This is a genomic window from Bacillus cereus group sp. Bce041, assembly GCF_052646455.1.
The window spans coordinates 16,312-41,181 of the sequence record NZ_JBQXON010000025.1; the positions used below are offsets into that span (position 1 = coordinate 16,312).

Genomic DNA, 24,870 nt, shown 5'->3' on the forward strand with positions numbered 1-24,870 from the left:
AACATACTAATATTATGTAATACGGAAGTTACACTACATTAGAAGAAAACAAATAAGGGAGAGCGTATACTATGACAAGATTTGCGAATCAGCATGTAGAGAACACGATTTTAGAAGAGGATGTAGAGCTTTTAAAACTTATGGCACACCCAATGCGTTTAAAACTGATCAATGAGCTTTCTAAACATAAAACACTAAATGTAACCCAAATGACCGAAATTTTAAACATTCCACAATCAACAGTTTCCCAACACTTATCTAAAATGAGAGGGAAGGTTCTAAGAGGGAATCGTCAGGGGTTAGAAATTTACTATAGCATCGAAAACCAAAAAGCTGAAGAAATTATGGGATTATTAGGACCAATACAATAAAATATTAAGTTTACCATTTAAAGATTTACTTATATAGAATACTAAGCCCTCCTTGTTGTGGAGGGTTTTTATTTATAAATTTTTTAAGTAATTATTACTTTAATCCAATGACATCAATATCTTAAATATGTCACGATTTAAAAGAAGAGGGAATATCAGCCGTTTTTCATACCTTATCAAATTGCGAAGTTCCTAAGGGTGGAGTAATCACGGAAGAAGGTATATTAGTCAATATCATCTATACAAGCACTATGTGCATGGAATCTGGTGCATATTATTATCATACCTACGATTGTAGACAAATTAAAACCATTCATTTATTTGATGCAAACTAATTAGAATAGGTAAACTGTATAAAATACAAATTCAGGGTTCTTATGTAGTTTTAATCTATTTTCAAATGAAAAATCAATAACTCATAAATATTACAACCTGCCAAAAATCAAAAAGGAAGCGTGATTAGCTTGTAGATTAAGCCTGTTTTAAAACTGATGTATACGGGGACAATCCCATAAACATCAGTTTTAAAAAATTAGATACTTTATTTATCAAGTTAATGCGAGTTACATCAGTATAGGAAACAGTGGAAATCTAAATCTTTGTTTATATGTTAATTACTTCAAACGTATCCCTTCGAATGCGTTTATAACCAAGTCATGTACATAGGATTCATCCAACTTTTCACCGGTTACTAGCAAGCGATAAAAAATTGGTCCGTAAATGAGATCGATGCTTAATTCAACATCGAGGTTTTCTTTTAATTCGCCTCTGTTAATTCCCTTCTCCAGAAGTTGCTTTGCTTGCAGTCGACGTGGCTGGAAATATCGAGCACGATATTCCTCTGCTAGTTTCGAATCAAATTGCCCTTCGCCAACTAACTCATTGATAATAGTTCCTTCTCGACTTATCAAAAAACTGGCTAAACTTGTAGCATGAATTAAAATATCATTCAACGCTGAACCTGTGTCAGGTACAGGCAATCTGGCAGCAGCAGCAGAAAGAAAACCATCCATTACCACAGCAGCCTTATTTGGCCACCATTTATAAATCGTAGCTTTGCTGACTTTAGCTCGGTCTGCAATTTTATCGACTGTGACTGCTTTAAAGCCACTTTCCAATAATAACTCATAGGACGCAGAAAGGATGGCCTTTTGGGTTTCGATATTACGTGGTCGACCTCTTTTACCTTGCACATTAATCATTCCTTTCAAAAACATAAACTATACGTTTAGTATACTTAATATGAATAAAAAACAAAATAGCCTATTTACAAAACTGAACGTTTAGTATATATTTTTAGTTAATTAATAAACTGAACGTACAGTTTATTAATTAACTAACTAATATCTTGTAATGGTATGGCTACATTTAGGTTCCAAAATTCAAAAATTAAATTGCTAAAAAACATTTAGAAAAGGGGGATAAACAAGAGGTGAAATTGGATCTTTTAAAAGCAGAATGTAGTTCAAACTTAATTTATTAGAATAAAAAATGGTATCGCAGTAGTTCTTGCCAAGGCGATTTAGTAATTTTGAAATAAAAGTATGGGAGGAAGTAGTTATGTCTAATTTTAAAAATAAAGCAATTGATAAGGATATTTCATCAGGTTTAATCATTCTATTAGCAACTGCATGTGGTATTATTGTGGCTAATCTTTATTATGCACAGCCTTTAATTGGGCTAATTAGTAATGAAATTGGGCTTTCTAATAGTAGCGCTGGATTAATTGTAACGCTAACTCAAATTGGATATGTTGTTGGCTTATTATTTCTTGTGCCTTTGGGGGATATTGTTGAGAATAAAAAATTGATACTTATATTGTTATTTTTAAGTGCATTTGCACTCATTTCCATGGTTTTTGTAAAAAGCGCAACTTTGTTGTTAATTGCTTCATTCTTTATCGGACTGGGGTCGGTCGCAGCGCAAGTGCTCGTACCTCTTGTATCATATCTTTCATCGGAAAATGCACGCGGTCGCGTAGTTGGCAATGTCATGAGTGGTCTGTTACTAGGTATTATGCTTGCGCGACCGATATCTAGTCTAGTAGCCGATATTTGGGGATGGAGTGCAATATTTGCTTTATCTGCTACTGTAATTATTGTCCTGGCGTTTGTTTTATCGAAAGTACTCCCTACAAGAAAACCAACAGCAAAAACAAATTATATCGTCTTACTTAATTCAATGTGGCAACTGCTACGAACTACTCCCATTTTACGTCGTCGCGCCATTTATCATGCTTGTGTATTTGGGGCTTTCAGCTTATTCTGGACCACTGTTCCATTATTATTATCTAGTCCGGCTTTTCATTTTTCTCAAACTGCCATAGCATTGTATGCACTTGTGGGAATTACAGGCGCGATAGCTGCTCCAATAGGTGGTCGACTAGCCGATCTTGGCTGGACACGATCCGCCACTGGGATAGCTCTCACCGTAGTTATTATTTCTTTATTACTTCCACTTTTTATTCAAAGTAGCTCGCCCTTTGGAATAGCTGTTTTAGTAATTGCTGCAATTCTGTTGGACATGGGAGTATCTGCAAACCTTGTGCTTAGCCAACGTTTAATTTTCTCGTTGAGTCCAGAAATCCGTAGTCGATTAAACGGGCTATTTATGGCTATTTTCTTTTTGGGAGGTGCTGTGGGATCCTTTATTGGAGGATGGGCATATGCCTTAGGTGGATGGAATCTAACATTATGGATAGGAATCGCTTTTCCGACTATAGCTCTACTTTATTTTGCTACAGAGAAATAGTTCTATAATTTAGTTTTACCAGTCAGGATAGGGAATACCTATTTATTGTTATATCTGAGTTTCAAAGGTTATTTGTGAATTGTATGGAGTTTTTGTATTAGAAGCAAATTTTTATTTTCTATTGCTGTAAGTGGAAAAGACTCACCTTGTTGAATATATCTGAAATGCAATAAAAAAGAGCTTGTGTAAAAACACAAACTCTCTTTAAAAAGAAATAACGCAATTGAGATATCTATATATTAACAATTTGTTTCTTATAATTCTATGCTTCCTATGTTGAGAAATAATATATTGTTAGTTTGTTAAAACTTAAATGCATTATTGACTTAATATTTCGTCTTTCATGCAAATAATCTTGAATTTGGGATATTTTTTAAAATATTGGTAATGATGAGGTTTTATCGTGAAAATCGTTTAAATCTTATGTTTAACCGATTGAATTGAGAACAAGGTCTTCCTATATACAGCACGAAATACACGGTTCTTTACAGAAAAAGAAACACAAGGTAACATCAAAAAGAGACAATATGCACATTTATCCATACTTTCTGCTATTAACCTCCTAGTCTTGGAGGTAAAAAACAAGCATATCGAGTCTGCATTGATAGTAGTAAGTGGAAAGTTTGTCTATGGGACAGATAAAATTCAAAAATTATCACCTTCAGCTCCTAAATCTAGAACAGGTAGGCTACCAATAATTACTTTTGGGGGTATGATAATAAATCGAAAATTAAGCATCAATTAAGTTATATTATGAAGATTATGGTATAGGGAAGCCAGTTCTATTAATTCATGTTTGGCCGTGAAGTAAGTAAATCAAAATATGGTCAAGGATCATTAGCTGCAAACGAAGCAACAAAAGATGCAGTAAAGAAAAGCCATGAATCCGATCCTTATTAATTGAATTGAGCACAATAGGATCACCTGAAATTTCCATAAAAATGGTTGTGTTTAAAATTATGGGAGATACTAAATATATATATTTGATATGGCTATAGACTAGGGCTTCGGCCCTAGTTTGTTTTTTGTTTGAAACATATTACTAAATAATATATATAATGTGCTTATAGGATCTAAAGCGAGTGAATAGAATGGCATTCAGCAAGGCGCAAAACGAAGCTACAAAAAAACTATAAAAAATACAATCAAGAACACGCAAAATAACTCAATTCTAAAACTATGGCTAGAAGCTTCAGTAAGAATCTAGCTACAAAAGAAGATTTGAATATGCTTAAAGAATTAATTGTAGAAAAAGAGGAGAATGGTTGTGTTAGAAAATAAATTAGGTATCAAAAATCAGTTGGAATTGAATCGAGTGGAAGAACGACTATCAAAAATGAAAGTCAAAAATTTATATGATTCTGGAGAGATACACCACATAGAAGTTGGTACATTCAAGGGGCTTTCTGACATGCATAAATACCTATTGGAGGATATTTATTTCTTTGCTGGAGAGATTCGAAAGGTCAACATAGCGAAGGGGAATTTTCGCTTTGCCCCTGTTATGTACCTATGCCATTCATTAGAGCATATTAGCACTATGCCACAAACAACCTTTGATGAAATTGTTGAAAAGTATGTTGAAATGAATATTGCCCACCCCTTTAGAGAAGGAAACGGTAGAGCGACTAGAATATGGCTAGATTTAATCTTTAAAAATGAACTTTATCAGGTGGTCGACTGGAATAAAATTGATAAAGAAGATTATTTACTGGCAATGGAACGCAGCCCAATTAAAGATATTGAAATTAAGCATTTACTCCAAAATGCACTAGTAGATGAAATAAATAGTCGTGAAATATTCATGAAAGGTATTAATATTAGTTACTATTATGAGGGATATACCGAATATGATATAGAAGATTTATAAAACAAAAAGGGCTGAGATAGCCCTTTTTGTTTTACACTTTGACGAGCATTTTTTATAAAAAATACGTTATTCTTTTTGTAAAATTATAAGAAAGGATAACGTCTTTTTTGCTTTACGGGTAGTGTAAGACCTTAGCTTGATAGCGATGTATTGGTACTCCTTATAGACAAAATAAAAAAGAGAAGCTTGTGTTGTAATCAATCATCGTCATCATTATCACGATCGAAACACTGAGTGAACGAATCATCTGGACATTCCCCAGGGATCGGTTCACACGGGTTAAAGTTTTGATTATCGAGAACTTCGTATGGTCTCATCATATCATGGTCTTCGTGTTCAAGGATGTGGCAGTGCCATGGGTAGATTCCTATAAATGGCCCAAAACGCGCAATGATACGGGTGACCTCCCCAGGATTGGCACGAACGGTATCTTTCCAACCCATCTCGCTTGGATCGGGTGGTTGTGGCGGTCCAACTATAAGGTCAGGACCATTTGGATCACCAGTAAACGTAGCACGATTCAAAATTTGAAAAGTAACAAGGTGCAAATGAATAGGGTGAGTGTCCGGTGTAGTATTGTAAAGCTCCCAAATCTCTATCGTCCCATTATATGGGGTTTCTGTAAGGGGCATTTGATCCCAATCTAGGTTATTTAATAAAAGTTTTAAACGCCCGAATTCATCGGTAGTTTCAACTAAGAGGTTTTTTCGTACGATTACAGCATCATTAGGATCCAAGTGTTCTAAGCAACTTAACTTTTTTGGAATTTTACTGTTGTCAGGTTTGTGCAATTTTTGTTTGACACAAAATTCCATAATTTGTGTCAGGTCTGAAGAAGGTGGGGCACCGTTAGGGAATGGAGCTGGTGCGTCATTTGTTAAGATAATACTTTGACCTTTATGGTTTGAAAAATTGATAATAACATCGACACGTTCAGCTGGTGCAAGGATGATTTCGGATACGATGATTGGTTTTTCCAAAAGTCCTCCTTCTGTGCCAATTTGGACAAAATTTTGTCCAGAACTCAACTTTATACGATAAAAACGAGCGTTAGAGCCATTAAGGATGCGGAACCGGTATTTCCGTGGCTCGACTACAAGATAAGGCCATACTTTTCCATTGACTAGGATGGTATTTCCAAAAAATTCTGGTACAACTGATGGATTTGGTAATGTTGGATCTATTGGTGGAGGTGGTTGTGGCGCTGGAGGTGGCTCATGTCCTGGTTGAGTTGGATAGAACAGTTCACCATTAGGATAAAATGAACGATCTTGTATGACTAGTGGAATTTCAAACTTTCCATTTGGTAAGTTCAATTCTTCCTCTTTCTTATCTCGAAGGAGATAGAACCCTGCAAGTCCTGCATAAACGTTCAAACGAGTGATTCCAAGGGCATGGTCATGATACCATAGAGTCGCAGGTCGTTGACAGTTTGGATAATAGTAAACTTCATGCACGAATTTCGGGCCAACATTTTCAAAGCTTCGCGTAAACCATGCCTCTGGATATCCGTCATTTTCGGGTCTAACCCGACCTTCATGTAAATGTACAACCGTCCTAACAGAAGGTTTGTCTGGTTCTGCTCCATGAATAGTTCGATCTACGGGTAGCAGATGTTCGAAAGGTAATTCATTTTTCCATTTGACTAAAATAGGGTGATTTCTTCGTACTTCAAATGTAGGACCAGGGTACATACCGTTGTAACCCCAAACGGTAGTTGGTGGCAAATCGCGATGTAACTTCTGTTCGACTTGCTTCATAGTTACCTCATAGAACGGAATGTTATCACGCTTATCTTTTGCTTTTAAGACAGGTGGAATAGGTAATGCATCTACAAACTTTTCTAAAGACATTTATCTGCCTCCTTTTTAAATAATCAGAATATCGCTTCACCTTATATTTTTATACCTAATCATCTTATGTGAAAAGAAACTTGAACAGAACTTACACTAAGAAAATGTAATGCATCGTTCTTTATATAATGAAAAAATGAATTTATTTCTCTATAGTTAGTAATTTGGAGAAATCGGTTCATTTTTTGTTTTTGAGATGTTTACTTTTCTTAAGTTGATAGGCATGGGATCACCATATCAAAAAAGAAAATTGCACGTTAAGACATATTTTTGAAACATGTTAATTAGCTCACAATTCACTATGCATCTTGTTTTGTTAAATATATTAAACCACCTCCCGATATTCGAGAGGTGGTTCATATTTATTTATTCACAATTCTATTATATGAATTTATAGTTAAAACGTAGTAAACAAGGTAGATCACACCATACGTTGTCATAGCATAAATAAATGAAATGATATCTTGCTGTATGTCCATGCTATATTGTAAGGATACTGACATTGTTAACATGGCTGCATTTAGTATCCCAATAATTAGCGGAAGGAGAAATATAAATAGTGTTTGTTTTGCTATCGTAGTCCGTACTTCTTTTTTATTTACACCAATTTTCCGTAAAATTTCATAACGATTTTTATCTGAATGTGCTTCTGTTAGCTGTTTGAAGTATATAATACTTCCTGTTGCAACTAGTAAAACTAATGCTAAAGAGCTAACTACAAAGATTTTCATTCCTGTAAGTGCCTTTATTGTTTTATACTCTTTATAGAACGTACGCATATGAGTATCTTCTCCTGCTAGCGTCATTACTATTTCAGATGTTTCCTTTGTTGTTTTTTCATCCGCTACTTTATACGCTTTATATGTGATTGGACTGATTTGTTTTGCAACACTGTCAAACCTTGCATTATCAATTACAATGTATAAAAGCTCAGAACCAGAGGTTAGTCGTATCGCTTTTTTTTCTAACTTGTTGAGCTTAAAAGTATAATTTCCCGCAGGTAACTGAATGTTGACTGTATGATCAATAAAATCAGTGGCTGGTTGATTAACGTATTGTTTAAATGCTATAGCATGCTCACCAGAAAGATTTGGTATATCTCCTAATTTTAGGATTTTGTTCATTTTATGAAATCCACTTTCTGAAATCAAATTAACAGATAGATCATTTTTATCTTGGAATGGTGCTGAAGTATTCCCTTTTACTTGAATAACCGGAATATCTAGTTGCGCTGTAATCGGATGATCTTTGTCTTTTGAAATAACCCGTTTGATTTGATTGTCAGATGTTTCATTTTTTGAAAGATGAATATAGCTAAAAGGAGCTGTTTCATGAGCATCTTTCTCAGTGATAGAATATTCCGAGAAACTCGCTTGAAGATATGGCAGTGCTACAGAAATGAGTAATGCGATAATTGTAAGCATAAGGGCATTTCCTTTTATACGATACAACAAGTGAGATGTTCCAATGATGTTAATCCCTTTATAGTAGTTCGGTTTATTTTTTTGTGCACGCTTTAGTAAATACACAGTTAAAGAACGAAATAATAAATATGTTCCAATAGCGACAAGAGGCATAGAAAGCATTGTTGCCCCGTTAAACATAAACCAATAACTACTTACGAGTAAAATAATCGAAACTACGGCAGAAACGATAGATGCTTTTGGTACTTTCTCCCCTTTTTTCTCTGCTTGGAATAATTCAATTAATTTAAAGCGATAAATTAAAAGATACGATTGAAGGGATGTAAAAATTGTAATGGCCGTAAATGTAATAGTGGTATTCATAATTGCTTCCATAGGAATACTAAAACTCACATCGACTGGAGCACCTACGAGTTTAAGGAGTAACATGATAAACAATCTGGATAATATTATCCCTAATACGAGCCCGCATATTAAAGTGATAGCCCCGATAATTACATTTTCAAAAAATAGCATTCTTGCAATGGTTTTTTTTCTAACGCCAAGTAGGGAGTACAGACCTACTTCTTTTTTACGTTTTTTCGTGAAGAATGCATTAGAATATCCAATGAAAACTGCTACGAATCCTATTAAAACGAAAGAGGTTTGTGACATTGTACCTTCCATATTATTAACGGCATTTTTAATTTCTGGTGTATACAATAATGAGTTGAAAGTATAGCAAATCACGACACTAATCACCATAGAGAAAATGTAGAGAAGGTAGTTGTTTAAATTCCCTTTAATATTTTTTTTCGCTAAACTAAATAACGTCACTTGTACCACCTCCAAGAATGGACAAAACATCTAATATCTTTTTGAAAAAATCTTTGCCGGAAGAATTCCCCTTTACGAGTTCGGTAAACAGCGTACCATCTTTAATAAATAAAACGCGTTCACAATAGCTAGCTGCAAAAGCATCATGTGTTACCATGAGGATGGTTGCTTTATCTTCTTGGCTTAAATTTTGTAAGCTCTCCAATAAGTCTGCTGCCGATTTTGAATCGAGTGCACCAGTCGGCTCGTCAGCTAATATTAAGCTGGGTTTAGATACCATTGCACGTGAAGCAGCTGTGCGCTGTTTCTGTCCCCCTGAGATTTGATACGGGTATTTTTCTAAAATAGAACGAATACCAAAGCGCTCTGAAATCTCATTAACTCTGTTTTCTATTTCTTGTACATCCATTTTTGCCAGTGCAAGTGGCAACAAAATATTATCTTTCACTGTTAACGTATCTAATAAATTATAATCTTGAAAAATGAAACCGAGTTTATCCCGCCTGAATGCAGATAATTGTTCTTCTTTCATATTTAGTATGCTCGTCCCATCAATCAAAATCTCACCGGACGTCGGTTGATCTATGGTCGCCAAAATATTTAAAAGTGTGGACTTTCCGGCACCTGAAGGTCCCATAATTCCAACAAACTCACCTTCGCGAACAGTTAAATCAATATCATGTAATGCAGTAAATGTATTTCCTTTTGTTCCATACATTTTTTTGATTTGTTTTGCGTCTACTATTGATTTCATATATATAATTCCTCCATTAAAGACGTTATTTTTTCTTACAGGTTTTATTCTATATGATGAAACCCTTCAATAACCTTACAGTTTTTCAGGTTAACCTTACAATTTTGTCACCTTACAATAAACATTCCTTTTTTTCTTTATTTTTTCCACTATAATGTGATATAGACGATTATGCAATTGCACTTTAATGCAGCAGTATGGGAAAGTAAATATACAACAAAAATTATCTTTAATATAAGATTTTGGAGGAATAACCGTGAAAATTATGATTGTAGAAGACGAAAAAACGATTAGAGATATGTTGGGAGAGACAATAGAAAAATGGGGATTTACTACAGTAAAGGTAGAAGATTTTGACCAAGTATTATCAATATTTTTAAACAATAGTCCTCATCTTGTACTAATGGATATTAATTTACCATCATTTGATGGATTTTACTGGTGTAATAAAATGAGAGAAACTTCAAAAGCACCGATTATTTTTCTTTCATCTCGTAATACACCAATGGATATGGTAATGGCGATGAATATGGGCGGAGATGATTTTATTAATAAACCGTTTCATACTGATGTTTTAATGGCAAAGATTAATGCGCTCCTGCGCAGGACGTATACGTATATAGAAGACATAGAGTTAAATGTTATTGAGCATGATGGGATTGTGCTCAACCTTAAAACCCACAATGTGTCTTATTTGGATGAAGCCATTACGCTAACTAAAAATGAATTTATTATTTTAAAACTTCTCATGCACAATAAAGGAACAGTTGTAAGCCGAACAAAGATAATGCGCAGTCTTTGGGCTGATGAAAGATTCGTGGACGAAAACACCTTAACCGTTAACATTACACGGATACGCAAGAAAATTACTGACCTCGGTAAGGAAGGCTTCATTACTACTAAGAAAGGATACGGGTATATCATCTTATGAGTTTTTTTCAATATATAAAAGATAAACGCTTCTTTTTCATACTGTACTTCATATTAATGTTGTTTGTTTCATTAATTATGGTTGTAAATGATAGTCGGAATCTCGTGATTAAAAATCTGTTCTATACTCACGTTATTTGTTTCCTTTCCGTAAGTCTGTATATTACTATTGGATATTATTATCGGAGATATTTTTACCTTGAGCTAAATAATCTAATAGAGAATCAAAAGGAAGATTTTCCTATAGAATTGATTGAACCCCAAAATTATGAACAAGCTTTATATGTCAAAATGATAAAAATAGTACGGGACAATCATTCTAAGCAACTTCAAAAGTTGATTCACGATAAAGTGGATCACCAAGATTTTATTATGTCTTGGGTTCACGAGGTAAAGCTTCCAATTGCCGCAAGTAATTTACTTATTGAGAACAGTACGGGGAAAACAGTAGATTTTCTTGTAGATAAATTTGAAGATGAGCTGAACAAAATTGATAATTATGTGGAACAGGCCCTTTACTATTCACGGATTGACTCGTTTTCTAAAGACTATTTCATTACAGATGTACAGTTGAATCAAATCATTAAACAAAGTGTAAAAAAATATGCCAAAATCTTTATCACGAAACGAATTCACTTTCATATGGAGGAAGTGCAGAAATTCGTTCAAAGTGATAGTAAATGGCTTGCATTTATCATAGACCAAATTATTGCAAATTCTTTAAAGTATGTAAATGAAGGTGGAGAAATCTTTTTTCATTTTGAGGAGGATAATGAAGAAAAACGATTACTTATTCAAGATTCAGGCATTGGGATAAAGCAAGAAGATATACATCGTGTATTCGAAAGGGGATTCACAGGTTCTAATGGAAGAACCCATACAAAATCTACTGGGATGGGACTGTATCTCGTAAAACAAATGGTTTTGAAATTGGGACATACTGTTTCTATTCAATCACAAGAAGGAAAATATACAAGAGTTACCATCCATTTCCCAAAAATAAGAAATTACTATCATTTCCTGTGAAGAGTAGGCGAGGAATACCTTTAGAATACTTTTAAAAATTATTAAAGTATTTCTATCCAGATGGAGAAAAATACTATTTAAATTAAGTTTCAAAACTCATTACCAAAACAAAAGCTCCTAACATATTAGTCATGTACAATATGTTAGGAGCATGATATTTTAAGTGTTTTTTCGATTTAGGTCTTGATAATATCTAAGACTCCTTTTAATAGTTATTAAATATTATTTAATAACTTGTCTACAACATCCATAATTAGAGTAATCATAATAATGTGGACATCTCAAAAGTTCTTTACAGTTAGAACAAATAGCTTCTTGACGTGGATTAACACGAAGAACAGAGGAGAATGCCAATGAGTTGTCCATATAAATGGCATTCTAGGCGTTCTCTTTTAATATTTTTACATTCATCAATTTCAAAAAATGACTTCCACGTTTTAAACAAAATTTCAATCTGCCAACGAAGTGAATACAATGAGTGCACGTTATTCGTTGGTACTCCTTCTAGAGACGTGCTCGTGATATATACATTCTTATTCTTAATTACATTTCAGATGAATCTCTAAGAAGAAAAATATAAAGAGGATTGAATAAAGGAGAAGCCATGAATGGACTGGCAAGAGCTATTTTCTTTGGAAACAAGGAGAGCTTAGGGAACGAACCATACAGCATCAATTGCAAAGAGCCAGTGCTTTAAACAAAATTATCAATTCCATCAGTAGTTGGAATACCTTACATCTAACATAAGCAGTTGAATATCAAAAATGGGGGATCGACTTGAAAATGGTCTTAGCGTTGTAAATCCGCATTTTCCTGACGGTACCCCATATATGTTTCATTGACTCTATAGGGGGCATTTAGTTGTTTTAAATCATGTCGGATTTTTTTGTCCAAGACTGATGAATCCAACGCATAATTGTTATAGAAGTAATGGATAAGTTCCGTTACTCTAACGTTTTCAACAAGTTATGGAAACTTAATATTGATGTAGCGGTAGTACATAATAGTTATTTGGAAAATTATCACTTATGACTATGTATATATAATAGTTAACTTCCCTTTATACGGATATGCAATTTTACATATCCGTATAAAGGAAGAAATAAGTGAAGAGTACTGAAAAATTATACTAAAATAATTTTTTGGGGATGAAAATTCACCTAGTTAAATTAAATAAGGTACCTTTTTATCGGTATTATTAAATTATAATTATTTTAATTATAGTAGTGAAGTTGCATAGCAATTTTAGAAGTATAGTATTTTAATTTGTAAACATATTAAATAATTAAGATAAAAAAATAAAAAAGGACAAAATTATACAAAAACCTACAAAATTTTACTATATACGCACTGAAAATTTGATGTTTTAATAAGGGCACAAGATGTTAGTTACATTTTAAGACATATAAAATCAGGATTATTTTCGTATATGTTTTTTATGTAATGACTTAGGGATTAAGTTTATAGTAGGGCATTATGTACAAATGTTTACAATCTATATTTATATTCCTAAAAAAACATCTTTAAAATAATCTATATAGATTAATAGTTATAATGTTAGATTTCAAGTTAATCAAAATTTAGTCCAACTATTTTATCAAAAGACACCAATAAATGGGAGGGATCACCATGAAAAAAGCGTTAGTCGCAGGGTTATTAGTTACAGCAGTATCTACAAGTTGCTTCTCACCTGTAAATACCTTTGCAGAAAGTAATACAACTTATTTACAACCAAGTAGTATACTTGGACCCGCTATGGATAGGTTATCAAATTCGATTACGAATTTAGGATCACAGACGCCATTAATTCAAGGATATGGGCTAATCATATTACAGCAACCAGATCTTGATGTAAGTACTATATATGGAATAACTACTGATCAAGGCACTATAAGAAACCATGTTCGAGACTGCTTGGATATAAATAACCACAAATTATCCGTTGTAAATCAAGACATACAGAGTTTTGGAATAAGATTTACAAATTATTACAATAAATTAGTTGAACTAGCTGGAAAAATGAATGAAGATCCAGAAGCAAAAGCATTATTTGTACGTATTTTTAACTTACTTCAAGGTGACGTGCAAAAAATTCAGTATAATATGAAAATAACTTCAGAAGACTTAAACAATTCTAAAAACGAATTGGCTGAAGATAGTAATAATTTTTCTAGTAAAGTTAGCAGAGCGTTTGAATCTTATAAGGGTTCAGACGGAGACATTGAAAAATTAAGAACGGAAATGGGACAACTTAATGCAGGCATTCAAGAAGATTTTGAAAAACTTCTAGCTCTACCAAAAGAAAATCTAGACGGTTCTTTAAATATTACAAAGTCGGTTATTAATATTATAAAAGACGGAGTTAAGGATAAAACTGTAGACGTGTCTAATTTGGAAGCGATTTATAACCAATATGGACAACTCAAAAATGATAAAGTAACAGAACTGAATAAAGCTATTGCTCAAAAGCAACAGAAACTAATTCAATTGGTACAAAATTTATCGAATATTGAAGTGCAAGCAACTCAAATGACACTTATTGAGCAACAATTAAATAACTTTACAAGAACAGTTAAAAAGCAAACTCAGAGTTTTGACAATCTAGTAAGTAGTTGGGACACCTTTAATAACATAATGATTGAAACAGGGACAAGTCTTAATACTGGTGTGAAAATAGATTCTAATTCATTACAAGCACGATTAAAAGAGCTTAAACAGTTTACGGATGAATTGAAAAAACAAACAACGGAATATCAAGAGAGTGTTACAAAAATAAAAGTAACAGGATGAAATTTGTAGAATTCAGAACAATAATTCTTAAAAATGTAAGGAGAGAAAAATGTGATGAAAAAACCTTATAAAGTAATGGCTTTATCTACATTAATAGCAACAATCGTAGCGGGTGGCATTATGCCATCATATGCCTCGGCAGAGGAACCAGCACCTATTTATGCAAATCAAGACCTTAAATACCCTAGTTATTACCTTGGACCAACAGGGCTTGATAATGCGATGAAGGAAACTAAATCCAATATGTTGGTAATGGACCTGTATGCTTTAACTATTCTTAAACAAGCAGATATTAATTTGGATGGTTTACCTTCAGTTGGCGATAAGTTAAAAGCAGACATTAAAGCCAACCAAAATCTTACTAGAGAAAATGCAACATACTGGTTAAATAAGTTGAAATCAGGGATAGTTACAACGAATCAAAATATTATCAGTTATGATACAAAATTCCAAAATTATTCTCGCTATTTATTAGAATATAAAAATGATCCAGTCAAACTAACAGCTTTGCTTACAAAGTTGAATGGTGAAATTTCACAGAATAAAGATCAAGTGACCAAATTAGTGGAGGATTTAAAAAGCTTTCGCGGCAAATTAGAAAAAGATACACAAAATTTAAAAGGGAATGCTGAAGGCATCGTAAATATTTTAACTGGTCAAGAAGCTGGAATTCCACTGTTTCAGAAACAAATTGAAACAAATAAAGCATTAATCGATGAGAATAACAAAATTTATATTGCATCGTCGGTTGCAACTGCTGCTGGTGCATATTTAATTCTTTCACCTTTTGCGCCCATTGGTGCACCTATATTAGGAGGTGGGATATACGGAGTAGTTTCATCGCAGCAGCAGATAATCAAAGCACAAGAAGAAATTATAACGCTAACACAAAATATTTCAATGGCGCAACTACAGTCAGCTAGGTTAACGATAGTGCAAAGTGATATTAAAAATTTAACAGATACAATTGATAAAGCTATTGTTTCTCTTGAAAATATAAAGACTGCGTGGGATGGAATGGGAACAAAATATGAAGCATTGATTAAGAGTGCTAAAGCTGTTGACCCAGAATTCCTTGCTATGGATATAACAGCAGATCTGGATACAGCGAAGGATAGTTGGGAGCAGATTAGAAAGTATGCTGAAAATATTCAAAGTAGTGAGATTTCATTCTTGAACAAATAATATTACATCAAGAAATTGCCGAAGTAATGAAAAATATAATATACTGAGTTTCTCTTTTGAAGAACACATAATGTGAGTCTCCTGTTCAAGTTTGAGCAGGAGACTTCCTATATAGTTATGAAACTTAATAAAGATTATAGAATAAGAAAGTACGAGAATCTCTATTTTAATATGTTGTTTTATTTACAATAATCGTAATTCATTTGAAGTAAAGAATAGAAGCTTATGAATTTAATAAAATATGTGATGCATGTGAAAGAGTAGGTGAAAAAGATGAATAAGAATTTATATAAGAAAATTATTTTGTCAACAATCATTACGGGAATGGCAGCGAGTAATGTAATTCCACTTCATACTTTGGCAGCAGAACAAACTGTGTCCCAACAGCAAGAAAGTTTGAAGAACTATTCCCTTGGTCCTGGTGAATTTAAAGAAGTAATGGGAAAAATGGTGGCAAATATCCTTACAATGGATTCATATGCCAATACAATCAGTAATCAACAGCTGACAGATTTAAGTAAAATAAGTTCTATAAATGGTGATTTACAAGCAAACATGATTAAGCATCAACGGGATGCAATAGAGAATGCCGACTTTTGGTTCATGTATTTTAAAACTCGTATTATGTACACGCATCAGAATATTGTAAGTTATAATGATACGTTTCAAGCAAGTTATAAGCTTTTACTAACTGCTATAGAGCAAAAAGATACAGAGAAATTAAAATATGAACTAGAAAATTTGTACAATAGCATTTTGTACAATAGTCAAAAATTAGATGTACTGTTAGAAAAATTGAAAAATTTTCAAGGTGAAATAGCAGAAAATACAAGAAATTTCAAAGAAGATTTCAATCAATTGGAGAATATTCTAGAAAGTACGAACGCTGGTATTCCGCTCCTACAACAACGAATTAAGAATTGTAATAATACAATTAAAGAAAACTATGATAAACGTGGTGGCTATATAGCTTTATCTGTATTTATGCCTCCGATTGGTATACCATTGATTGTCACTACTGACAAGAATATCGCATCTGCACAACAAGAAATAGAACAATTAAAGTCCAGAATTTCTGGAGCAGAGGCAGAAGTAGTTATTTTGACTGATGCCAAAAATAAAACGGAACATATGGCTGAAACAGTTGGTACAGCTGTTACTGCTCTTGAAAATATAAAGACTCAGTGGGGGACAGTGGAGAAAAAATATAAATCATTGATTGACAGTGTTGACAACATTAATCTAGATCTGTTTGATGAGATTATAAGAGCAGATCTGAATACAGCAAAGGATAATTGGCAGGACCTTAAGAATTATACGGATAAATTATATGAAGGTGCTAAGATTACACAAAATAAATAGATTGTACAAATAGGAGAACCGCAAATAGGAACGGATTGCAACTGAATACTTGTAAAATAACAAAATTAAAATTAAATAATAAAAGCTTATCGTAAACTACAAGAAGCATAAGATGGACAAAATGGCATTCTTATGCCTTATAGTTTTATTATTTCCACTTATTGGAGAGGTAAACTTTGAGCTTAGAAAACAGCAAATTGTGGCTGTATGTTCAATTTAGACGTAATTTTATTTGAACATTGTTTTTGCTTTTAAATGAAGCTTATTCAAATTGATACTAATAAATGTGATAAATAATGATAGAAAAGAGTGTGTTTTGAAAAAAGTTAATCAAAACACGCTTTTAATATTTTCAGTTGGTTGATTCTTTTATAAAAAAGTTTAATCCTTTTCTACTTATAATGCTCCACTATCAGATTTTTTTCTTTAATAAGTCTACAAGTCATTGTGGAGAATTCAAGTACTTACAAAGAATATTTAGCTAACTGTTCACCCCAAGCTGATAACTCTGTTTCAATAAATCCTGCTTTTTTATATACAAATTTAGCTGTAAGGTTTTCAGGAGCATATCCAATCATTATTATAGAAATGTTTGCGTTATTATTTCTTCTTATCTCATCAATTACCAGATGTATAGCTTGTTTACCTATACCTTGCCCTTGAAACTTTTCATCAATCATAAGTCTATAAATCCAATAATTATTATCATCAGGATCTATCCCAAACATAGTAAATCCTATCATTTTTTCATCAAAATAAATACCGTTTGCATAGAAATTATCTAGAAATTGAACTTCTGCGATAGAATAAAGGTTGGATGCAATAAATGTTTGTTGTTCTTCTGTAACAGACAGTGTAATTGCTTCTTCCCAATTACTTTTGTCAATAGCCTTTAAATAAATTTTCTTCAATCTTATACTCTCCTTCCAATATTGAGGAGGAACCGCGTAGTTTATGGGCTAGTGATACGTTATCCTCTTGTTTTTTTGCTCAATGAAATAGAAATATTTTCTCATTGACAACGCCTCCTTAAAGGTACAAATTAAAACACATTATTATAATCGATATAATTATATTCTTTCCGCTATAAATTATTTTCCTGTTGAAAATATCCTATTTTTCTATCTAATTTATCCAAGGTATATGATACCAAATATCGGGAGAATCTCTTTGCAAACAATTTTATTTCACCTTGAATAAAGAATGACGTTTTTTGTTTTGGAGAAGAATATGATTTTTAACTTGATAGCAGTGTAGCGGTACACTATTGTCATCAACCTATTATTCTATGATTTTTTTCTATTTACTTATATTTTCATTGTTACTGAACTCTACTTCATTAAAAGTTTGTTTATATCCCAGATTGCCTCGTGTGAAAATAAGAATAAGTAAAGCGACAAATCCCAATCCTATCACTACAAATATATCTGTATTCTTTAAAACCGGGTTGGTGGAATGAGTTTGTGCCAAACTAAACGTATTTACACTCGCATGAATTAGCATGACAATAAATAAGTTACCGTGATTGCAGTTATAGACCCAAGTAAGAATGATTGAGATCGGTAAACATAGTAAAATAAAAATTGGCAAGTGAATATATAGGAGAGAAAGGTCAGAACCTGGGCCACCCCTTTGTGCAGCCGTTAAGAAATGTGGAAGGTGCCAAAAAGTCCACAAAACACTAAGTAGTAATGTAGCTTTTAACGGTCCAAATTTCGATTGTAATCGGGGCAGAGCGAAACCACGCCATCCGATTTCCTCGGGTAGAGGCCCACCGAGAAAGAAAATTGCTACAAAAGAGAAGAGATAGGTTATAAAAAATTCAAAATTAAGGTCACGGAAAGTAGGTATCTCTCCATTTACTATAATCATCCCCAGAAACATTGCAGCTGGGATAATGATGAGAGTAAACAAGTACCAATTCAAACCTACTTTAGTAGTTAGAATGCTTTTTCTAACTTTTTTCCACGACTCTTTGCCTTCAAGAGTTCGAAACATGATACACGCTGCTAACATAGGGCCTGCAAATGCATTGGCAAAAAAGAAGATATCAAATGCCTTTGTTTTAGGGAAAATACCCCATTGGGATAAGATAAATGGAATTAATACAATCCATGAGAATAAATATGCCATTACAAAAAATGAAGTTAACGGATAGGATTCCAAATACCCTCTCAGACCTGTAGATGAGTTTTTTAATTTTGTTAAATAATTCAATATAATCACCTCTTCATTTATATAAACCTGCATATGTGCTAATTCTACATGTTTTGATAAAGAACCTTTTTGATGTAATAATGTTCAGTTTTTTGTAAAAAAGGAACAATGCGTTACCAAAGAAATGTAGAAATTTTTTAAAAGAAAATCACCTAACAATGAGTTAACTAGCTTTTGAAATTAATCGAATTTTTAATATATCTTCAATCGAATAATGTTCACTAAAATTTATTTGGTTTGCCAGTTCCAAATAAGAGAAAAAACCTTGCAGAATCTTTCTGTAAGGTTTTTTCTTTAAAAATATGAGCTATCCGTACTAAAAACCTACAGAACCACATCTAATCTTATTTCATTAGTTAATTCAATAGTATTAGTAACATCAGTTGGAGAATCATTTTTAGTTTGGCTTGATTCCTTCTCCTTATCAGCACGGAACTTGTTTAGCATCTCCATAATAATTCATAAGGGGACACCTTTATCTTTTAACATTTTCCATAAATCCATTTCAGTAAATTTGACACTAGATTGTTTTCTTTCTTTTTCTGATGGCCGAATGTCAAATTTGATAGCGAAATCATTAGTAGCTTCTTTTCCCTGAGTAGAAGGGAAGTCTTGAGTATTTTTTCTGTATTCAAAGTTGAATATATTGTAGATTGATTTACCCTATGTGCATGTAACCCAATTAGGCTTTTTGTATTTAGTGATGAAACCCATTATCACATTTCGTATCATGTGGCATAGGCCCATCCAGGGAATCAAGAAAGGCAACAGTCTGTTTGAGGTTTCTCAAAAATAAATGCGCAAGATCCATGGAAAATCCATTTCGAACCACAACTCGCATAATTGTCACCGCTTCCATATCTGGAGGCAATGGATAGGCGGGTACTTGCCAACCGAATACACGCAATTGTCGAGATAAATCATAAAGGTTCCAGTTTGATGTGTAGCCATCTTTCAATCGCCAAGCGAAAACCGGAATATCCGACCCATCGGACAAAAGTTCGAACGGTTCCATCTTTTGAATGGCCTTGCTAAGAAAAAGAGCAACTTTTTGGGAAGTCTTTTGGACATCATAGTACCCACTTTTCCCTAAACGTAAGTAATTATAATATTGCAGGAGCACTTGTGCACCGGGACGAGAGAAATTCAGGGCAAAGGTCGGCATATTCCCGCCCAAATAGGAAACGCGAAAGATTAGATCCTCAGGGAGGTCTTCAGCTTCCCGCCAAATTATCCAACCCAATCCAGGATAGACTAATCCATATTTATGTCCGGATACATTGATGGACTTCACCCTTGGTAATTGAAAATCCCAGACTAAATCTGGTTGGAGAAATGGTGCTATAAATCCTCCCGAAGCTGCATCCACATGCATGGGAATGTCAAGACCAGTCTTCGCCTGTAAATCATCCAATGCTTTCGCAATTGCTGCAACCGGTTCATAAAGACCGGTATAAGTCTCACCGAGAATCGGTACAACACCAATCGTATTGTCATCCACGGCTGCGAGGACCCCCTGAGGATCCAATTGAGGATGTTCAGGGCTAATCTTCACATAGCGTGGTTCAACCTCCCAATAATTCGCGAATTTTTCCCAAACGACCTGAACAGCAGAACTAAACACAATATTGGGACGATCTACCGGCTTCCCTTCGCTTTTACGTGCATTTTGCCAGCGTCGCTTTAAGGCAAGCCCACCGAGCATACATGCTTCTGACGATCCAGTTGTTGAAACGCCCATAGTCGTAAGGGGGCTGGGCGAATGCCAGAGGTTGGCTAAGATACGGACACACCGCTCCTCAATTTCAGCTGTCTGTGGATATTCGTCCTTGTCAATCATGTTCTTGTCGAATGATTTTGCATATAATTGCTCTGCGGTAGGCTCCATCCATGTACTAACAAAAGTTGCAAGATTCAGGCGGGCGTTGCCATCAAGAGCAATTTCATCATGGACGATTTGATATGCTGTTTCTGGTAACATGCCTTCATCAGACATATGAAAGCGTGGAACGACGGATTCTCCTTCGCGGGCAAACAAAGGATTTACAGAAAATTCGTGAGGCAGCTCTTTTTGCATGTGAAGTGGTAGAGATTGTGAATTATCTGGCATAATAACTTTTCTTTCATATGTATCGTTTTGAACTTCTGCTTTTCGATCCTGTGGCATAAAAGCCCCCCTTAATTAAGTTTTTAACAAACATATTATTTACAAAAAATCATTTGTTAAACCAAGGGGACATAAAGCTTCAAGCACTTTTCTATCAATCTTTATTTCAAAGCTACACGGAACCCTATGGTTATAATTTAAAGGAGTGAATAGTCGATTCATTCCTTACTGAAACTTACCAAGCACTTTCTGGTCAATGAGGACATGTAACGTTCCTTGATTCAGATTGCAGCGATTCTGGTCTGGAGGGAAGGACTGTCGTACTGTGGTTCGTCAGCTTAAACGCGGATTTCGGGATGATTCCGATGCCGAGGCTGGCTTTCTGACAAATCTCGGGGATCAGTTGGTCGAATCAGCAGTAAATGACCAGGGGTTGCTCGCGCAGCTCTTCGAATTATTGTTTTATGCCTTATTCAAGTTGTGAAATTCATTTTTTAATGTTAATAAATCGGAATATTCTTTCTGCTATTTCTACAGTTGTAATCTATTTACATATAAGGTTATAAGGATTATATTGGCAATGTAAGTGAAAACAATAGATGGAAGGGGATGTTTTTTATGTTTAAAAAAGCAGTACTAGGGATTTCATCGTTAGCAATCACAGCGTTTGTAGGATTAGGAATGGCAACAGAGGCTTCTGCCGGACCAGCGGCACCACTTACTTCATTAAACGTCGTACAAGTAGAATCTGAACTGGGCGGAGTAGAAACGATTAACCAGAACAGCTTTAGCACATCACGTAATCACGGAGGAAAATACTTATATATTACCACGAAAGAAATGGGATATGGCCAAAACCCATTTGCTAAAATGAATGGATCTAATGTAAAAAGTATTGGATCCACTATAATTGGTGGAAGACCGATCGTTGGCTGGTATTATAAATGGGATGCTTCTGGACACCAACAAGGAACATTTGAGTACCAAAAGACATCTATAAATGCACCATTTAATACAATGCGTACATCAATTTATATCCAATAGTTTTGAAAGCGTTCGCACATTTAAATAGTCAAAGAAAAGGCACTCCTAGGAGTGCCTTTTCTTTGACTTGAACCATGTTCATATATATATTCCCCATCCCATAAAAACACTTCCCATAAAACAGGATCCTAGACACCAATAGACTTTATTTGAAAAATAGTTTACATATGTATGGGTGATAACAGTAACGCTACATCATGAATATAAGATGCGTTACGCCTTCTGGTCTAAGAACCTACTTTATAGAAAGTGCCTTTCTCAATTATTTTACCACATGTAACATTGATTTTATTAAGTATTTAGTTAATATGCACAATTACATAGTAAATACCGTTTAAATAGGAGACTAAGAAAAATGCAAAATAAGTGATTCTAAACATATTCCAGATAACTTCTAATTTTTTATTAATTATTTGTTTAGCGCTCGATAATAGAAGGAAGTACTGCTTGTATTCCGTTTAACAAATCTAACACATTCACATCACACATTTATTTCTATTCACTAGGAGGTTGAATTAATTAGAAAGAAGCATCTGCAATAAATAATTCTGTTTTATATAACATCCAACCACTTAAAAATCCAGTAATAAAAAAGGAGGGAGAAGGTATCTTTTATTGAAGTTTGTTTATAATAGCTTTTTAACTTGTTAGGGGGAATCATAAAGGAGATTAGTAATCTCTTTGATCATTTTTATTTTCCTTATAGTAATAGATTTATTGTACTAGAAAATTCAAATTTTGAAAGGAGTATCAATAAATATGAGTAAGAAAAAAGATTCGTGTCTATCAACTTAAGGATAGAAATTAAATGGGTTTTTGTTTAAATAAACTAAACAAAGGGGTGTTCTTTATGTGTACTAGTTTGACATTACAGACAAAAAACGGTCAACATCTTTTTGCAAGAACGATGGATTTTACATTAGATTTCAATCAAGAAGTAATAATAGTTCCTCGAAGTTATCGATGGAACAATATAACTGGTGAAATCATCGAAACGAAACAAGCAGTTATCGGGATGGGGATTAACTATCAAGAAAGGGTCATTCTGGCAGATGGAGTAAATGAAGCAGGTATGACTTGTGCAACGCTCTATTTCCCAGGCTTCGCGACTTATAATGAAAGTATAGATGACAATAAAACGAATCTGGCTCCATTTGATTTTGTGGCTTGGAGTCTCACGCAGTTCAATTCTATTAAAGAGTTAAGAAAGTCTGTTGATAGTATTTCTTTTTTGGATGTACCATTACCTATTTTAGGACTTACTCCGCCGCTACATTGGATTATAGCGGATAAATGGGGAGAATGTATTGTACTAGAGCCGACAACTGAGGGGCTAAAAGTGTATGACAATCCGTTAGGGGTAATGACCAATAGTCCAGAGTTTAACTGGCATCTACAAAATTTAAGACAATATATTGGTCTTAGATCGCAGCCCTATGAGTCTACACAATGGGGGGATTTATCATTAAGTGCTTTTGGACAAGGTTCAGGTTCAATAGGGCTTCCGGGTGATTTTACCCCACCATCAAGATTTGTTCGGGCAGCATATGGCAAACAAAATATCCAAGATATAGATAACGAAGAGGAAGGGGTATCGGCCATTTTTCATATCTTATCGAATTGTGAGCTTCCAAAAGGTGGAGTGATAACGGAAGAAGGTACATTAGATAATACCATTTATACAAGCGCAATGTGTATGGAGTCGGGTATATATTATTATCATACCTATGATTGTAGACAAATTATAGCCATACATCTATTTCATGAAAATTTAGATACAGATGAAATTAAAACTTATCCATTTCAGCGTAAACAACAGATTTTTTATGAAAACTAATCGGAACCCTGTAAACAGTGTACAGATGTTAGACTATATCATTTCTGTTGTCTAGTTTACTAAAGTATTACTAAAAAGGAAGGATGATACCACATGTTAGGAATAGAGCGTAAAAAAAGGGGATTTTAAGGCATTATTTAAAGTGAAATAGATAATTTAAAGGAGGAATTTAAATGGATGCAAGGAAAGAAGGCATAAAATAAGAGAAGATGCCAAAGAACTATAACCGTATTTATTTCGTTTCTCCTATTAATTTTATCATTTTAGCCAAGAAGACTCCTTCCTCAAGGAGCGTGAAGGGGCACAGCTCAGTGAGTAGGTGGGAGATGAATTGGCTTCGAACAAGGGATGGCAGGAAGCCATCTTAATTGTTCGACATACAGAAAGTGTTACTCACTACCTATCGAATGTACGTTCGGTGCATAATAGTCATATACCGAAATGGAGGTGAATCAAATAATGATGAATAAAGCCTATAAGTTTCGTATCTATCCAAATCAGGTACAAGCAATTCTAATCAACAAAACGATTGG

At 33.9% G+C, this 24,870-nt stretch carries 18 protein-coding genes and 5 pseudogenes; 14 read left to right on the top strand and 9 right to left on the bottom strand.

The window, feature by feature from the left end:
- Nucleotides 1-71 precede the first annotated feature (71 nt).
- Complete coding sequence (locus ACUN13_RS30380) at nt 72-371, top strand: ArsR/SmtB family transcription factor (protein ID WP_000196515.1); 300 nt, start codon at nt 72-74, stop codon at nt 369-371.
- A 134-nt stretch (nt 372-505) separates the two neighbouring features.
- Nucleotides 506-703: pseudogene (locus ACUN13_RS30385) on the top strand (linear amide C-N hydrolase); the annotation flags it as partial.
- Between the two features lie 282 nt (nt 704-985).
- Here ACUN13_RS30385 and ACUN13_RS30390 read toward each other — a convergent pair.
- Complete coding sequence (locus tag ACUN13_RS30390; protein WP_100249670.1) at nt 986-1,573, bottom strand: TetR/AcrR family transcriptional regulator; 588 nt, start codon at nt 1,571-1,573, stop codon at nt 986-988.
- Between the two features lie 358 nt (nt 1,574-1,931).
- Here ACUN13_RS30390 and ACUN13_RS30395 point away from each other — a divergent pair, with 358 nt between their 5' ends.
- The 3 genes and pseudogenes from ACUN13_RS30395 (at nt 1,932) to fic (ending at nt 4,992) form a co-directional block, all read left to right on the top strand.
- Nucleotides 1,932-3,122 (top strand): MFS transporter, encoded by a 1,191-nt coding sequence (locus ACUN13_RS30395; protein ID WP_025690043.1) that lies wholly within the window; start codon nt 1,932-1,934, stop codon nt 3,120-3,122.
- Between the two features lie 792 nt (nt 3,123-3,914).
- Nucleotides 3,915-4,022: pseudogene (locus tag ACUN13_RS30400) on the top strand (catalase); the annotation flags it as partial.
- A 361-nt stretch (nt 4,023-4,383) separates the two neighbouring features.
- Nucleotides 4,384-4,992, top strand: a complete 609-nt coding sequence (gene fic, locus ACUN13_RS30405) for a protein adenylyltransferase Fic (protein ID WP_409532401.1) — start codon at nt 4,384-4,386, stop codon at nt 4,990-4,992.
- A 197-nt stretch (nt 4,993-5,189) separates the two neighbouring features.
- Here the strand turns inward: fic and ACUN13_RS30410 are convergent, their stop codons facing one another.
- From ACUN13_RS30410 to ACUN13_RS30420, 3 genes are all read right to left on the bottom strand, one after another.
- A complete protein-coding gene (locus ACUN13_RS30410) occupies nt 5,190-6,845 on the bottom strand; it encodes a multicopper oxidase family protein (protein ID WP_409532400.1) in 1,656 nt (551 codons plus the stop codon).
- A 362-nt stretch (nt 6,846-7,207) separates the two neighbouring features.
- On the bottom strand, nt 7,208-9,085 hold the full coding sequence (locus tag ACUN13_RS30415; RefSeq protein ID WP_438906424.1) for an FtsX-like permease family protein: 1,878 nt from the start codon (nt 9,083-9,085) through the stop codon (nt 7,208-7,210).
- On the bottom strand, nt 9,072-9,839 hold the full coding sequence (locus ACUN13_RS30420; RefSeq protein WP_409532398.1) for an ABC transporter ATP-binding protein: 768 nt from the start codon (nt 9,837-9,839) through the stop codon (nt 9,072-9,074). The genes ACUN13_RS30415 and ACUN13_RS30420 overlap by 14 nt, the downstream gene beginning before the upstream one ends.
- Nucleotides 9,840-10,095: 256 nt before the next feature.
- On the opposite strand from ACUN13_RS30420, the gene ACUN13_RS30425 reads away from it, so the two are divergent.
- Both ACUN13_RS30425 and ACUN13_RS30430 read left to right on the top strand, forming a co-directional pair.
- A complete protein-coding gene (locus tag ACUN13_RS30425; RefSeq protein ID WP_409532397.1) occupies nt 10,096-10,770 on the top strand; it encodes a response regulator transcription factor in 675 nt (224 codons plus the stop codon).
- The gene (locus tag ACUN13_RS30430) at nt 10,767-11,795 is read left to right on the top strand and encodes a sensor histidine kinase (protein ID WP_409532396.1); all 1,029 of its coding nucleotides are present in this window, start codon (nt 10,767-10,769) and stop codon (nt 11,793-11,795) included. Before ACUN13_RS30425 ends, ACUN13_RS30430 begins: the two co-directional genes overlap by 4 nt.
- A gap of 331 nt (nt 11,796-12,126) precedes the next feature.
- Here ACUN13_RS30430 and ACUN13_RS30435 read toward each other — a convergent pair.
- Nucleotides 12,127-12,327: pseudogene (locus ACUN13_RS30435) on the bottom strand (transposase); the annotation flags it as partial.
- On the opposite strand from ACUN13_RS30435, the pseudogene ACUN13_RS30440 reads away from it, so the two are divergent.
- The 4 genes and pseudogenes from ACUN13_RS30440 to nheC all read left to right on the top strand — a co-directional run.
- A pseudogene (locus tag ACUN13_RS30440) lies at nt 12,325-12,539 on the top strand (Tn3 family transposase); the annotation flags it as partial. The pseudogenes ACUN13_RS30435 and ACUN13_RS30440 sit on opposite strands and share 3 nt — an antisense overlap.
- A gap of 885 nt (nt 12,540-13,424) precedes the next feature.
- Nucleotides 13,425-14,585, top strand: a complete 1,161-nt coding sequence (gene nheA, locus ACUN13_RS30445; RefSeq protein WP_098712018.1) for a non-hemolytic enterotoxin subunit A — start codon at nt 13,425-13,427, stop codon at nt 14,583-14,585.
- Nucleotides 14,586-14,639: 54 nt separating this feature from the next.
- A complete protein-coding gene (gene nheB, locus ACUN13_RS30450; protein ID WP_409532438.1) occupies nt 14,640-15,770 on the top strand; it encodes a non-hemolytic enterotoxin subunit B in 1,131 nt (376 codons plus the stop codon).
- A gap of 273 nt (nt 15,771-16,043) precedes the next feature.
- A complete protein-coding gene (gene nheC, locus ACUN13_RS30455; RefSeq protein ID WP_409532395.1) occupies nt 16,044-17,132 on the top strand; it encodes a non-hemolytic enterotoxin subunit C in 1,089 nt (362 codons plus the stop codon).
- A gap of 464 nt (nt 17,133-17,596) precedes the next feature.
- Here the strand turns inward: nheC and ACUN13_RS30460 are convergent, their stop codons facing one another.
- The 4 genes and pseudogenes from ACUN13_RS30460 to ACUN13_RS30475 form a co-directional block, all read right to left on the bottom strand.
- Nucleotides 17,597-18,043 (bottom strand): GNAT family N-acetyltransferase, encoded by a 447-nt coding sequence (locus tag ACUN13_RS30460; protein WP_409532394.1) that lies wholly within the window; start codon nt 18,041-18,043, stop codon nt 17,597-17,599.
- Between the two features lie 388 nt (nt 18,044-18,431).
- Entirely contained in the window at nt 18,432-19,382 is a 951-nt protein-coding gene (locus tag ACUN13_RS30465) for a CPBP family intramembrane glutamic endopeptidase (protein WP_409532393.1), read from the bottom strand.
- A gap of 291 nt (nt 19,383-19,673) precedes the next feature.
- A pseudogene (locus ACUN13_RS30470) lies at nt 19,674-20,032 on the bottom strand (DUF3914 domain-containing protein).
- A 14-nt stretch (nt 20,033-20,046) separates the two neighbouring features.
- Complete coding sequence (locus ACUN13_RS30475; RefSeq protein WP_409532392.1) at nt 20,047-21,516, bottom strand: glutamate decarboxylase; 1,470 nt, start codon at nt 21,514-21,516, stop codon at nt 20,047-20,049.
- A gap of 558 nt (nt 21,517-22,074) precedes the next feature.
- On the opposite strand from ACUN13_RS30475, the gene ACUN13_RS30480 reads away from it, so the two are divergent.
- The 3 genes from ACUN13_RS30480 to ACUN13_RS30490 form a co-directional block, all read left to right on the top strand.
- A complete protein-coding gene (locus tag ACUN13_RS30480) occupies nt 22,075-22,500 on the top strand; it encodes a DUF4879 domain-containing protein (RefSeq protein WP_409532391.1) in 426 nt (141 codons plus the stop codon).
- A gap of 850 nt (nt 22,501-23,350) precedes the next feature.
- The gene (bsh, locus tag ACUN13_RS30485; protein ID WP_000337602.1) at nt 23,351-24,337 is read left to right on the top strand and encodes a choloylglycine hydrolase; all 987 of its coding nucleotides are present in this window, start codon (nt 23,351-23,353) and stop codon (nt 24,335-24,337) included.
- Nucleotides 24,338-24,796: 459 nt separating this feature from the next.
- The coding region (locus tag ACUN13_RS30490) for a helix-turn-helix domain-containing protein (RefSeq protein ID WP_445424166.1) at nt 24,797-24,870 on the top strand (74 nt) is incomplete at its 3' end.